This is a genomic window from Micromonospora sp. NPDC048930 (genome assembly GCF_043197935.1).
In the GTDB taxonomy this organism is placed as follows: domain Bacteria; phylum Actinomycetota; class Actinomycetes; order Mycobacteriales; family Micromonosporaceae; genus Micromonospora.
Genome location: NZ_JBICUB010000008.1, coordinates 252,027 through 264,279 on the forward strand (window position 1 = coordinate 252,027; position 12,253 = coordinate 264,279).

Annotated in this window: 12 protein-coding genes; 7 read left to right on the top strand and 5 right to left on the bottom strand. The window is 71.1% G+C overall.

Annotated elements, in window-relative coordinates; translation table 11 throughout:
- Nucleotides 1-26 precede the first annotated feature (26 nt).
- Nucleotides 27-2,714, bottom strand: coding sequence for an AAA family ATPase (locus ACGFI9_RS22670; protein ID WP_393180633.1), 2,688 nt, complete (start codon nt 2,712-2,714; stop codon nt 27-29).
- Between the two features lie 98 nt (nt 2,715-2,812).
- Between ACGFI9_RS22670 and ACGFI9_RS22675 the strand changes: the two genes are divergently transcribed.
- Complete coding sequence (locus tag ACGFI9_RS22675; protein ID WP_393180635.1) at nt 2,813-3,223, top strand: hypothetical protein; 411 nt, start codon at nt 2,813-2,815, stop codon at nt 3,221-3,223.
- Nucleotides 3,224-3,521: 298 nt separating this feature from the next.
- Here ACGFI9_RS22675 and ACGFI9_RS22680 read toward each other — a convergent pair whose 3' ends face one another.
- Nucleotides 3,522-3,998 carry a MarR family winged helix-turn-helix transcriptional regulator gene (locus tag ACGFI9_RS22680; RefSeq protein WP_393180636.1) on the bottom strand — a complete coding sequence of 159 codons (477 nt, stop codon included), beginning with the start codon at nt 3,996-3,998 and terminating at the stop codon, nt 3,522-3,524.
- 100 nt (nt 3,999-4,098) lie between these two features.
- Between ACGFI9_RS22680 and ACGFI9_RS22685 the strand changes: the two genes are divergently transcribed.
- The 5 genes from ACGFI9_RS22685 to ACGFI9_RS22705 all read left to right on the top strand — a co-directional run bounded on the left by ACGFI9_RS22685 (nt 4,099) and on the right by ACGFI9_RS22705 (nt 8,558).
- Nucleotides 4,099-4,659 carry an NADPH-dependent FMN reductase gene (locus tag ACGFI9_RS22685; RefSeq protein ID WP_393180638.1) on the top strand — a complete coding sequence of 187 codons (561 nt, stop codon included), beginning with the start codon at nt 4,099-4,101 and terminating at the stop codon, nt 4,657-4,659.
- 22 nt (nt 4,660-4,681) lie between these two features.
- Nucleotides 4,682-5,452 carry an SDR family NAD(P)-dependent oxidoreductase gene (locus tag ACGFI9_RS22690; RefSeq protein WP_393180640.1) on the top strand — a complete coding sequence of 257 codons (771 nt, stop codon included), beginning with the start codon at nt 4,682-4,684 and terminating at the stop codon, nt 5,450-5,452.
- A 127-nt stretch (nt 5,453-5,579) separates the two neighbouring features.
- On the top strand, nt 5,580-6,680 hold the full coding sequence (locus ACGFI9_RS22695) for an LLM class flavin-dependent oxidoreductase (RefSeq protein ID WP_393180778.1): 1,101 nt from the start codon (nt 5,580-5,582) through the stop codon (nt 6,678-6,680).
- A complete protein-coding gene (locus ACGFI9_RS22700) occupies nt 6,677-7,288 on the top strand; it encodes an FMN reductase (RefSeq protein ID WP_393180642.1) in 612 nt (203 codons plus the stop codon). The genes ACGFI9_RS22695 and ACGFI9_RS22700 overlap by 4 nt, the downstream gene beginning before the upstream one ends.
- A gap of 259 nt (nt 7,289-7,547) precedes the next feature.
- On the top strand, nt 7,548-8,558 hold the full coding sequence (locus tag ACGFI9_RS22705; RefSeq protein WP_393180644.1) for a mechanosensitive ion channel family protein: 1,011 nt from the start codon (nt 7,548-7,550) through the stop codon (nt 8,556-8,558).
- Between the two features lie 12 nt (nt 8,559-8,570).
- On the opposite strand, the gene ACGFI9_RS22710 is transcribed toward ACGFI9_RS22705, so the two are convergent.
- The 3 genes from ACGFI9_RS22710 to ACGFI9_RS22720 form a co-directional block, all read right to left on the bottom strand.
- Nucleotides 8,571-9,938: a permease prefix domain 1-containing protein gene (locus ACGFI9_RS22710; RefSeq protein ID WP_393180646.1), complete on the bottom strand. Its 1,368-nt coding sequence runs from the start codon at nt 9,936-9,938 to the stop codon at nt 8,571-8,573.
- Nucleotides 9,935-10,309, bottom strand: a complete 375-nt coding sequence (locus ACGFI9_RS22715) for a PadR family transcriptional regulator (protein WP_393180647.1) — start codon at nt 10,307-10,309, stop codon at nt 9,935-9,937. The genes ACGFI9_RS22710 and ACGFI9_RS22715 overlap by 4 nt, the downstream gene beginning before the upstream one ends.
- 88 nt (nt 10,310-10,397) lie before the next feature.
- A complete protein-coding gene (locus ACGFI9_RS22720) occupies nt 10,398-11,252 on the bottom strand; it encodes a helix-turn-helix transcriptional regulator (RefSeq protein ID WP_393180649.1) in 855 nt (284 codons plus the stop codon).
- Nucleotides 11,253-11,351: 99 nt separating this feature from the next.
- On the opposite strand from ACGFI9_RS22720, the gene ACGFI9_RS22725 reads away from it, so the two are divergent.
- Nucleotides 11,352-12,116, top strand: coding sequence for an SDR family oxidoreductase (locus tag ACGFI9_RS22725; RefSeq protein ID WP_393180651.1), 765 nt, complete (start codon nt 11,352-11,354; stop codon nt 12,114-12,116).
- Nucleotides 12,117-12,253: the final 137 nt, after the last annotated feature.

The following is a 12,253-nucleotide window of genomic DNA, read 5'->3' on the forward strand; positions in this document are numbered from 1 at the left end:
CCCCAGGTGCGGGATCGCCAGGTTCGTCAGCTGCGCCCCGACGAGGAGTGGGCGATGGCTGCCAGCTGGGCTCGGGAGGTGACACCCAGCTTGGGAAACGCCTTGTAGAGGTGGTAGCCGACGGTCCGCGGGCTGAGGAAGAGCTGCGCGGCGATGTCGCGATTGGAGGCCCCGCCGGCGGCCAGTCGTACGACCTGACGCTCCTGGGGGGTGAGCACGCTGAGCGGGTCGCCGGCCTTGCGCGGCGCCGCCGGCACGTCCCCGGTTGCCCGAAGCTCCGCGCGCGCACGTTCGGCCCACAGCTCGGAACCGAGTCGATCGAAGATCTCCAGCGCGCCGCGCAGCTGCACGCGGGCGTCTGCCCGCCGCCGGGCCCGTCGCAGCCACTCGCCGTAGGCGAGCCGCGTCCTTGCCAGCTCGTACGGCTGGGAGTCGTCGTCATGGAGGTGCACGGCCTGCGCGAAGTGCGCCTCGTCCTCCTCGACGAGAGCCCGGCAGCGCAGGGCGACCGCGTCCGACGACGGCTGACGGACGTGCCGCGCCCAGGCCACGTAGCGGGCGAGCGGCTCCCCTGCCTGCCCCGGCCGGCCGCTGCGGACGGCCGCCTCGACCTGGTCCGGGGCGGAGAGGACGGCGATGCTGGACACCGGGATGGCCGCCAACTGCCGCAGGGCCGCGTCCGGTCGGCCCAGGCCCAGTTCAAGCAGGCCGAGTGCCCAGCGCCCGATGGCCGCCGCGAGGACCATTCCCCGCTGGTCGGCTCTCGCCACGCCCTCTTCGGCGTTCGCGCGGCAGCCCGGCACATCCCCGAGGTGCGCGAGCACCCAGGCGAGAGAGCACCTGAGGTGGTTGATCCGGTGCTCGTGCCCGAGGTCCGTCGCCAGCCGCAGCCCTGCGTTCAGTGCCGCCGTCGCCTCGCCGTACCGGCAGAGCCATCCCTGGGCGAGTCCGTGCTCCTGCAGTGCGTTGGCCAGCCAGCCGATCATCCCGCTCTGCTGGCAGTTCGCGACCACGCGGCCGGTGATCTCTTCGCCGACGGCGGCCCGGCCCAGCGGGAGACACAGCGAGGCGATGAAGGTCAGCCCAGGCACCCCCAGCCCCGCACGCCAGTGTTCGTCCACCGCCTCAGCCATAAGGGTGATCCCAGCGCCGACGTCTCCGCCCATCAGTCGGGTCAGCCCGAGTGCCCCGGTGACCAGCGGCGAATCGATTCCGGGCAGCGCACGGAGTCCGGTTGCTGCCTCCTCCGCCAGCCGGGTGTCCCCGGCGAACCAGGCGCAGCGGACGGCCTCCACCAGCAGCCAGGTTGCCCGCTCGGTGGACCGGGCCGCCACGCGAGGGACGCCGTCCATGATGATCCGGCCCGCCGCGAGCGGTGCGCCTGACTCGAATTCACCATGGGCGCGCACCTGGATCAGCGCGGCGATCATGTCCGGGTCGTCCACGTCGGGCGTGGCGCGGTCGGCGAGCGCCGCGGCCCGGTCCGTCAGTCCGGCGTCACTCGCCGCCAGCGCGGCGGCGGCCAGTCGCCCGGAGCGTCGTACCGGGTCGGCGGTGAGCTCGGCGGCCCGCTCGTACGCGGCCGTGATCGCGGCGTGGCCGCCGCGGGTACGTGCCCGTTCCGCCGCCGCCGTCAACTCCCGGGCGATGTCCTCGTCGGGACCGAGCGTCGCGGCGGCCAGGTGCCACGCCCGCCGGTCGGCCGCGTCGATGGCCGGCGAGAGGGTGAGGGCGTCGGCAAGGGCCCGGTGTACGGCAAGGCGTCGGGTGGCCGGTGCGCTCTGGTAGGCGGCTGCCCGGATCAGCGGGTGGCGGAAGCCGACAGCGTTGCCCCTGATCTCGATCAGCCGGCTCCGCTCGGCCGCACCCAACCCGTCGAGCGAGGCACCCGCACCTACCAGGGTCTCCAGCTCGCCAGAGCCGTCCGCCGCCGCGATCAGCAGCGCACCGCGCGCCGGTTCGGGAAGCGCGGCGATCTGTGTGTGGAACGCCTCCTGGACCCGGTCGGCGACGGGCATCGCACCGACCGGTGACAGGCGTCCTGCCCGCTGCTCGGCACTGAGTGCGGCAGGCAGTTCCATGAGCGCCAGCGGGTTGCCGTCCGATTCCTCGATGAGGCGCTCTCGCACCTGGGGTGGGAGGTCGGCGGGGAGCAGGGCGGCGGCGGCTGCTTTGTCCAGTCCGCCCAGCCGCAGCTCGGGCAGCCCGGCGGCAGCAAAACCCGCGCGGGCGGCGAAGATCATGACGACGCCTTCCGCCTCGAGGCGACGAGCGGCGAACAGCAGCGCGTCGATGGACGCCTGGTCGAACCACTGTGCGTCGTCGATGAGGCAGAGCAGCGCGTTGTCCCCGGCAAGCTCGGCGAGCAGGCTCAGCGTGGCCAGACCGACCAGGAAACGGCTCTCCGGAGCGACGTCGCCCAGCCCCAGGGCACCGTTGAGCGCGGTGGCCTGCGCATCGGGCAGCGTGTGGATCCGGTCAAGACCGGCACGCAGAAGCAGGTGGAGTGCGGCGAACGGCAACGTGGCCTCGGACTCGACGCCGACGCCGCGCAGCACTCGCATGCCCCCGGCCCGCTCGGCGGCGTGGTCCAGGAGCGCGGACTTGCCGATCCCCGCCGGGCCTTGGATGACCAGGGTTCCGCTCTGGCCGGTCCGAGCCTCCGCCAGGAGCCGCTCGATCCTCGCCTGTTCCCCAGCTCGTCCGTGCAGCACGGTCAGGAAGCTACCGTCACGATGACTGATTCGGCTCGGCGCGGACCTCCGTAGCTTCGTGATCATCCGCACGTCAGCACTACGAAGGGATCGCCGACATGGTCACCGTCGCGAGCACCGTCCACCCTGCCGCCGACGCCAAGCTGCTCCGCTTCGCCCTGAAGCAGGACGCGATCGGGTCGGGCGCCAACGGAGTCGTCTACGTCGCCGCCGCGGCGATCTTCGGGGAACTGTTCGGCCTCCCCGCCGCCTTCCTCTACCCGATCGGTGTCTTCCTGGTCGCCTGGGCCGCCGCCCTGTTCTTCCTCGCCTCGCGATCGGCGGTGAGCAGGGCCGCGGTCGGCGTCGTCATGGCGGTCAACGTCGCCTGGGTGGTCGCGAGCGCCGAGTTGCTCATCGCCGGTTGGTTCCCGTTGACCGGCCTCGGCACCGCCCTGGTGATCGCCCAGGCGGTGGTGGTCGCCGGTTTCGTCGGCCTGCAGTTCGCCGGTCTCCGCAAGGCCGGGTGAGTCCGCGGCGATCAACCGGCGCCTCTCCCACTGGAATGGGAATTCACGCCGGCAGCGGCGACCGCTCGCCACGCCTTGAGCGCGGGTGGCGGGAGTCCTGGCGGGTTGTGGTCGAGCGTCGGCCACGACCCGCCGGGATCGTCACTCTCGGGACCGTCCGGCGGAGGCGGCGCCGCCGTCGCCGTGCCGTGGCCACCCGCACCGCAGGCACGGACCGTGCGAGGCGAGTCCGGGGCCAACTGGGCGTCGAGTCCGCGGGATCGTTCGTGCCCCAGCACCGCGAGCGCACGGGCTCCGTTCAGGTGGCGACGTTCTGCAGGGCCGCGGCGAGGGTCTTGAGGTCCAGGCCCGCCAAATGGTCGAGGAGGTGCCGGCGTACGGCGGCCAGATGGGTGGGCCAGGCCTCGCTCAGGCGGGCGAAGCCGGCGTCGGTGAGGACGGCGTTCCAGCCCCGGGCGTCCTGCTCGCACCGGACCCGCTGGACGAACCCCTGGCTCTCCAGCTTCTGCACCACGCGACTCATGCCGCTGAGCGACATCTCGCAGGCGGTGGCGAGTTCGCTCATGCGCAGGTGCCGGTCCGGGGCCTCGGAGAGGTGCATCAGGACCAGGTAGTCGATCAGCGGGAGCCGCTGCTCGCGGACCATGTCGGCGTCGATGGCGCGCGGCATGGCGTAGATGAGCCGAGGGAGCGACCGGACGACGGCTTCTTCGTCCTGGTTGAGGGGTTTCACCCCTTCCGGGGTCGGTGTCGGCTGCGGTGTGACGGTGGACATGACCCCATCTTACTTGCTTGACGAAGGAAGTGCTCGACATATAGTTGCTGCGCGAAGCAATGACACCGATCGGGTGTCCCGCTACCATGGAGGAACCGCAGTGACCAGGATCGGAATCATCATCGGCAGCACCCGGCCGGGCCGTAACGGGGCCGCCGTCGGGCAGTGGGTCCACGAGGTCGCCAAGCAGCGCACCGACGCCGAGTTCGAACTCGTCGACCTCCTCGACTACAAGCTGCCGCACCTGGACGAGATGTACCCGCCGTCGATGGGGCAGTACCAGCAGCCGCACACGCTCGAGTGGGCGCGGAAGATCGCCTCGTTCGACGGGTTCGTGATGGTGACCCCGGAATACAACCACTCGACGTCCGGCGCCCTGAAGAACGCCATCGACTTCCTCTACAGCGAGTGGAACAACAAGGCCGTCGGGTTCGTCAGCTACGGCTCGGTGGGTGGCGCCCGGGCGGTGGAGCACCTGCGGCTGATCGCCGGTGAGCTGCAGATGGCCGACGTGCGCTCCCAGGTGGCGCTGTCGCTCTTCACCGACTTCGAGAACTTCAGCGTCTTCACGCCCAACGAGTTCCAGCGGGACACCCTCAACACCACCCTCGACCAGGTCGTGGCCTGGAGCCAGGCCCTCGCGCCGCTGCGCGGCAAGTGAGCACGCGGTAAGGGACAGGACAATGCGCGGACTCAAGGACAAAGTTGCCCTCGTCGCCGGTGCGGCGCCGGGCAACATCGGGGGCGCCACAGCCCTCCGCCTCGCCGAGGAGGGCATGCTGGTCGTCGCGGCGGACCTGAACGAGGCCGCCGCCCGGGCCGTGGCCGACGAGATCAACGGCTCCGGCGGGACGGCCGTGGCGCGCGGCTTCGACATCAGCGACGAGCAGTCCTTCCGGGGGCTCGCCGAGTTCACCGTCGAGCGGTTCGGCAGCCTGCACGGTCTGTTCAACGTGGCCGCCGACCTCTCGCCGCGAACCATCGGGCGGGACAGTGACGTCGTCTCGGTGCCGATCGACGTCTGGCAGCACACGATCGACGTCACCCTCACCGGCTACATGTACGGCATCCGGCACGCCCTGCCGATCATGATCGAGCAGGGTTCCGGTTCGATCGTCAACACCATGTCGAGCGCGGTGTGGATGGGGGAGACCGAGCGCGTCGCCTACCAGGCGGCGAAGAGCGGGCTGGTCGGGCTCACCCGGCACACGGCGACGCTCGGCGGCAAGCACGGCGTCCGTACGAACCTCGTGTCGCCCGGCGTGATCCTCACCGGGGCCGCGCTCGAGGCCACCACCGAGGAGTTCCGGGAGCAGATCCTGGCGACCGTACGCTCGCCGCGGTTGGGCAGGCCGGAGGACCTCGCCGCCATGGTGGCATTCCTCTTCTCCGACGACGGCGCCTACATCAACGGCCAGTCACTGTTGGTCGACGGCGGCGCCAACTTCACCTGATCCGGCCAGGGGCGCGTGCGGTTCGCGCACGCGCCCCGGCGTATCCGAGGCCGGGCAGGCAACGGCCACATTCACCAACAACTGCTTGCGGAGACGAGCAACGGCGACCATGAGGCAGGCGAGTCAGATGCAGTTCGGGATCTTCGGCGTCGGGGACGTGGCCCGCGACCCGGTGTCCGGGCGTACGCCCTCAGAACACGACCGGATCAAGGCGGTGGTGGAGTACGCGCAACTCGCCGAGGACGTGGGCCTGGACGTCTTCGCGATCGGCGAGCACCACAACCCGCCGTTCATGCCATCCTCCCCCACCACGCTGCTCGGATACGTCGCGGCGCGGACGAACCGGATCCTGCTGTCCACGTCGACCACGCTGATCACCACCAACGACCCGGTGAAGATCGCCGAGGACTACGCGATGCTGCAGCACCTGGCCGACGGCCGGGTCGACCTGATGATGGGCCGTGGCAACACCGGCCCGGTCTACCCGTGGTTCGGGCAGGACATCCGCAACGCCATCCCGCTCGCCATCGAGAACTACGACCTGCTGCGCCGGCTCTGGCGCGAGGACGTCGTCGACTGGAAGGGCCGCTTCCGCACCCCGCTGCAGTCGTTCACCTCGACCCCGCGCCCGCTCGACGGCGTGCCGCCGTTCGTCTGGCACGCCTCGATCCGCAGCCCGGAGATCGCCGAGCAGGCCGCGTACTACGGCGACGGCTTCTTCCACAACAACCTCTTCTGGCCCAAGGAACACGTCCGGCGGCTGGTCGGGCTCTACCGGCGCCGTTTCGAGCACTACGGGCACGGCCCGGCGGACCAGGCGATCGTCGGCCTGGCGGCGCACCTGTTCGTGCGGAAGAACTCCCAGGACGCGATCCGCGAGTTCCGGCCCTACTTCGACAACTCCCCGGCGTACGGGCACGGCCCGTCGCTGGAGGACACGATGGCGCAGACGGCGGTGCTGGTCGGCAGCCCGCAAGAGGTGATCGACCGGGTGCTGACGTACCGCGACCACGCCGCCGGCGACTACCAGCGCCAGCTGTTCAACGTGGACGGCATCGGCGTACCGCACCGGACCGTGCTGCAGCAGATCGAGATGCTGGGCGAGATCGTGCCGGTGCTGCGCAAGGAGTTCGCCATCGGTCGGCCCGCCCACGTTCCGGACGCCCCGACCCACGCCGGCCGCAAGGCGGCGTACGAGGCAAAACGCCCGGACGAGGCCGCGCGATGACCCGTACCCTCGCGGTGGTCTCCGCCGGGCTGCGGCTGCCGTCGTCGACCCGGATGCTGGCCGACCGGCTCGCCGATGCGGCGCGCCACGAGTTGGCGCAGCTCGGCGCGCAGGTCGACGTCAGCGTCATCGAGGTGCGCGACCACGCGCACGACCTGGTCAACCACCTGCTGGCCGGCTACCCGTCGCCGCAGCTCGGGGCGGTGCTCGACACCGTCGCGCGGGCGGACGGCCTGATCGCGGTGACCCCGACGTTCACCGCCTCCTACAGCAGCCTGTTCAAGCTGTTCTTCGACAGCCTCGACGACACCGCGCTGGCGGACAAGCCGGTCCTGATCGCCGCCACCGGCGGCACCGGACGGCACTCGCTGGTCCTCGAGCACGCGCTGCGCCCGATGTTCACCTACCTGCACGCGGCGGTCGTGCCCACCGCGGTGTTCGCCGCGCCCGAGGACTGGGGCGGCGGCGATGCCGAGGGATCGCTGGTGAGCCGGATCGCCCGAGCGGCCCGGGAACTCGCTCGTGAGGTGGACCGGCGGGACGCGCCGACCATCGACGACCCGTACGACGACCCCACGCCGTTCGACCGGCTGCTCCGCGGCGAGTGACCTGCCTGCCCGGGACGGCGCCGGGCGACAGGTGATCCCGCCGCGGCGGCGACGTCACCGGCCGCCCGCTGTTTCACCCGATCCGCGCCGGGTATCCGCGTCGCCCGGCCAGTTCGCCGTCCCGGCACGGCGAACCCTGGTCACGCCCGGCCGACGCGGACACCGGCTGCGACGGCGATCGGGGCCAGGCGGGCGAACGGCGACCGCGGGCGGCGGTCGCCACGGTGATGCCGGGCATCGGGGCAGGTTCGGGGGACGCATGCGTGCGCTGCTGGCCGTCGTGGCCTGGGTCGCTGCCGCCTTGCTCGTGGCCTGGCTGGCCAGGCTGTTCTTCCGGTGGGCGACCCGCACCCGCTACGGGCGGATCATCGGTCCGCTGTACGGGGCGTGTCGCCTGCCCGCCACCGCCGTCCTGGTGATCGGGGCGTTGTTCGCCTCGGTGCCCGGCACGAGATACCACTGGTTGGCCGCCTTCCGGCACGGCCTCCTGTTGGCGTTCGCGGCGGCCTGTGCCTGGCTGGCGATCAGATTCCTCCAGGTCACCGAGAGCCTCGCATTGGGGCGCCTCTCCCACGAACCGACGGCGAACCGGCGGCAGCGGCGGATCCGGACCCAGATCCGCCTGATCCGGGCCGTGACCGCCGTGATCGTGACGCTGATCGCGATCGCGGTCGCCCTGATGAGCTACGAGCAGGTACGTGTGGTCGGGGTGTCCCTGGTGACCTCGGCCGGCGTGATCGGCGTACTCATCGGTGTGGCCGCCCGTACCTCCCTGTCGAACGCCTTCGCGGGCCTGCAGATCGCCTTCACCGACGCGATCCACGTCGACGACGTGGTGGTGGTCGACGGCGCGTGGGGTCGCGTCGAGGAGGTGAAACTGACCAGCGTCGTGCTACGCATGTGGGACGAACGCCGCCTCATCCTGCCCACCACGTACTTCACCGACCGCCCCTTCCAGAACTGGACCCGGCACGAGGCCCGGGTGGTCGGCGAGCTCCGGCTGCACCTGGACTACACCGCGGACGTGGAGCAGCTCCGCCGCGAGGCGCGCCGGCTGGTCGAGCAGTCGCCGCTGTGGGACCAGGCGCTCTGGACCCTCCAGGTGGTCGACGTGACGCCGCAGACGCTGGAGGTCCAGGTGCGCGTCTCGGCCGGCGACGGGCCCAGCTCCTGGGACCTGCGCTGCGAGCTGCGCGAGGGCCTGGTCAAGTACGTCCGCGACCAGCACCCGCAGTGGCTGCCCCGGACCCGTGCCGAGTACCAGCCCTAGGCGCCGGCCGGCTCAGGCGAAGCCGAACACGAGCGGGAAGGCGAGGACGACCGTCCAGGCCCACACTGCGTACACGATGATGTAGCGGGTCTGCCAGTGCTCCAGCCGGGCGAAGGGCATCCGGCGACGCAGGAAGCCGAGGAACAGCCACGCCGACCACGCCAGGTTGGTGAGCAGGACGAGGTTCTCGCCCAGGGCCGCGGTCTTGTTGGGGCTGAAGCCCCACTCGCTGATCCGGCCGGCGATCGCCACCAGCACCAGGACGTCGATGATCAGAGCGCTGACGACCAGCGCGAGCTGCAGGCGGTCGAACAGTCCGGGTCGGGCCGTGAGGTCACGGGCGGAGATGGCGTACAGCAGCAGGCCCAGCACGATGACCAGCAGCAGGTCGAAGAGGATGAGCACGTCGCGCTCGACGTCGATGCCGTTGTTGGTCCAGATGACGGCGACCAGGAAGGCCAGCAGGGTGGCCGCGAACAGCGGGGTGAAGACGCGGGTCAGCACCGGCGCCATGTTCTCGATGACGCTCTGCTTGGCCTCCACCAGCCAGGCCGCCACGATGACCGCGGCCATCGCGCCGCACGGCACCAGCCACGACTGGATGAATCCCTCGGGGTCGATGCCGATGGCGTTGAAGGTGCCGGCCGTGAAGGCGGCGAGCAAGCCGCCACCCAGTCCGAGGAGGGCGAAGTAGATCAGCCACTCCCCGGTGAACCGGACGAAGTCCATCCGCCGCCGGTCCGAACGCCAGTCACCGCCGACATAGGCGACGCCGACCACCAGCCACAACGCGATCGGCAGGTGGATCGCCGTGAGCACGATGCTCTGCGAGTCGTCGGCCAGCGGGTAGGCGTTCGCGGCGACCGCGCCGAGCACGAACAGCGCGGCGAGCACGCCGATGACGCGCGGACCGACCCGGCGTTGCCAGGCGAAGTACGCGGCCAGCGCCGGCAGCGTGAAAAGGCTGATGTTGCGAGCGTAGAAGGCGCCGTCGTCGGACAGGTCGAACCCGAACCAGCTCGGCACCTTGATCGCTAGCGCCGCCAGGGCCGCGCACAGCACCATGACCGCGAGCTGGCGACGGGACCGGGCGGCGGTGGGCGCGTCCGGCTCGCCGGGCAGCACGAGCTGCTTCCACAGCCGCTCGGAGTGCTCGCGGGCGAACTCCCGCGACAGCTCGTCGAGGCTGCCCATGCGTTTGACGGCGATGAGGAACGCCTCGTCGTCCCGCAGGCCGCTCTCGGTCAGCTCGGTGATCCGGCTGCGGAGGTGGTCTTCCAACTCCTCGGCGTCGGTGTGGTGCAGTTCCTGGCGGCGGTGCATGTAGGCCCGCCACTCGGCGATCTGGCCCTCCAGATCGTTGTCGCGGTCGACGGTCATCGTCCCGCCTCCCATGCTGGCGCCGTGATCGGTTGGATGGACTGGGTGGTGCTCCAGACGCCGCGCAGGGCGTCGACGACCGTGGCCCACTGGCGGCGCTGCTCGGCGAGCTCGGCCCGGCCCTGGTCGGTGATGCGGTAGTACTTGCGGCGGCGCCCTTCGGGCGGGGTCTCCCAGGCCGACTCGACGTGGCCGAGCCGCTCCAGGCGGTGCAACAGCGGGTAGAGCAGGCCGTCGGTCCACTCCAGCTGCCCGCCCGACAGCTCGTTGACCTGTTTGAGGATGGCGTAGCCGTAGCTCTCGCCCTCGGCGAGGATGCCGAGCACGAGTGGCGTTGCCGAGGCCGCGACCAGGTCCTTGGTGATGCGCATGTGACCACCCCAACCCTAGAACTGCAATACATAGTAGTTCTAGGTATGGCGGCCGCGCAATCCGGGCGACCAGACGCGAGAGCGGGAGCTAGCGGGGCCCGGTGTCGGCGGGGAAGCGCTCGTGCCCCAGTACGGCGAGCAGCTGGAGCTTCTCGTAGCCCTCGCTGCGCGGAGGCGCGGTGAGCACGAGCAGCGCCTGGGACTGGTCCTCGGTGAACAGCGCCTGGCAGTCGAGTTCGATCGCGCCGAGCTCGGGATGGACGAGCGTCTTGTGGTCCGCGAAGCGCTGGGCCACCTCGTGCCGTTCCCACAGCTCAGCGAACTCCGGGCTGGCCTTCTGCAGGGCCCGGACGATCTCGCCGGCCCGCGACTGCGGGCCCATCGACCCGTACGCGGCGCGCAGGTTGGCGACCTGGGCGCGGCTCTGCCGGTCGCGGTCCTCCTCCGGGTAGCGCAGCCGCTCGGCGGGATCGGTGAACCACCGGTAGATCTCGCTGCGGGCCAGGCCGGTGTAGCCGGACCGATCGCCGAACAGGGCCTCGGCCAGCCGGTTCTGCACGAGGGTCTCGCCGAGGTTGGACAGGATGAGCGCCGGGGTGTCCTCCAGCCGGTCCAGCACGCGCAGCAGCGCGGGGGCGACGTGCGTCGCCACGGACACCGAGGTCGGGGCGTTCTGCCCCGCCACCCGGAACAGGTAGTCGCGTTCACCGCCGGTCAGCCGCAGCGCCCGGGCGAGGGAGGCGAGCATCTGCGGGCTCGGCTGCGGGCCGCGCTGCTGTTCGAGCCGGGTGTAGTAGTCGGTCGACATGGCGGCGAGGGCGGCCACCTCCTCCCGGCGCAGGCCCGGAGCGCGCCGGCGGGCGCCGGCGGGCAGCCCGACGTCCCCGGGCTGCAGCGTCTCGCGGCGGCGGCGCAGGAAGTCGGCCAGTGCTGCACGGTCCATGAGCCCAGTATCCGGCGGCGGCGGGGACGAACCAGGGATTACCGATCCCCCGATGACCGGTCTCTTAATCCGCCCGGCAGGATCGGCCAGGCTCGGGGCATGAACATTTCCGGGAACACCATCTTCATCCCCGGCTCCACGAGCGGGATCGGTCTCGCCCTCGCGCTGGAGCTGCAGGCCAAGGGCAACACGGTGATCGTCGGCGGCCGGCGCACCGACCTGCTCGACGAGATCGCCGCGGAGCACCCCGGCATCGACACCGTTCAGATCGACACGGCGGACCCGGCGAGCATCGAGTCCGCGGCGAAGCAGGTGCTGGCGCGGCACCCGGAGCTGAACGTTCTGGTCACGATGGCCGGCATCATGCGCGTCGAGGACTGGCACCAGCCCGAGTCGTTCCTCGCCTCGGCCGAGTCGATCGTGACGACCAACGTGCTCGGCCCGATCCGGCTGATCGCCGCGTTCATCGCGCACCTGCGGTCGCGGCCGGACGCGACGATCATGACCGTCTCCTCGGGCCTGGCGTTCGCGCCGCTCAAGGTCACCCCGAGCTACAACGCGTCGAAGGCCGCGATCCACATGCTCAGCGAATCGATCCGGCTGCAGCTCGCCGACACCAGCGTGAAGGTCGTGGAGCTGGAACCGCCGGCCGTCCGTACGTCGCTGCTGCCCGGCCAGGAGACCAGCGAGTTCGCGATGCCGCTCGACGAGTTCGTGGCCGAGGTCGTCGCGCTGCTCGAGTCGCAGCCGGACGCGAAGGAGATCCAGGTCGAGCGGGTGAAGTTCCTCCGGTACGGCGAGGCGCGCGGCGACTACGACCAGGTCGTCGCGACGCTCAACGCGGCCGACCCGCACGGAAAGTAGGCCCGGACGCCCGTCCGTCTCCCGAGCCCACGGGCATCTGGTGCCACCACGATCTGTGAGGGCCGGTCGCGAGCGACCGGCCCTCCGCGTTTCCGCGATGGCGTGCCCGGACGAGCGTGGCCGTCGAAGCGCCACCG

Coding starts and splice junctions, on each gene's coding strand:
- ACGFI9_RS22680 (WP_393180636.1), bottom strand. CDS start 3,998: ATGTCCACCGTCACACCGCAGCCGACACCGACCCCGGAAGGGGTGAAA.
- ACGFI9_RS22690 (WP_393180640.1), top strand. CDS start 4,682: ATGCGCGGACTCAAGGACAAAGTTGCCCTCGTCGCCGGTGCGGCGCCG.
- ACGFI9_RS22705 (WP_393180644.1), top strand. CDS start 7,548: ATGCGTGCGCTGCTGGCCGTCGTGGCCTGGGTCGCTGCCGCCTTGCTC.
- ACGFI9_RS22710 (WP_393180646.1), bottom strand. CDS start 9,938: ATGACCGTCGACCGCGACAACGATCTGGAGGGCCAGATCGCCGAGTGG.
- ACGFI9_RS22715 (WP_393180647.1), bottom strand. CDS start 10,309: ATGCGCATCACCAAGGACCTGGTCGCGGCCTCGGCAACGCCACTCGTG.
- ACGFI9_RS22675 (WP_393180635.1), top strand. CDS start 2,813: ATGGTCACCGTCGCGAGCACCGTCCACCCTGCCGCCGACGCCAAGCTG.
- ACGFI9_RS22725 (WP_393180651.1), top strand. CDS start 11,352: ATGAACATTTCCGGGAACACCATCTTCATCCCCGGCTCCACGAGCGGG.
- ACGFI9_RS22700 (WP_393180642.1), top strand. CDS start 6,677: ATGACCCGTACCCTCGCGGTGGTCTCCGCCGGGCTGCGGCTGCCGTCG.
- ACGFI9_RS22720 (WP_393180649.1), bottom strand. CDS start 11,252: ATGGACCGTGCAGCACTGGCCGACTTCCTGCGCCGCCGCCGCGAGACG.
- ACGFI9_RS22695 (WP_393180778.1), top strand. CDS start 5,580: ATGCAGTTCGGGATCTTCGGCGTCGGGGACGTGGCCCGCGACCCGGTG.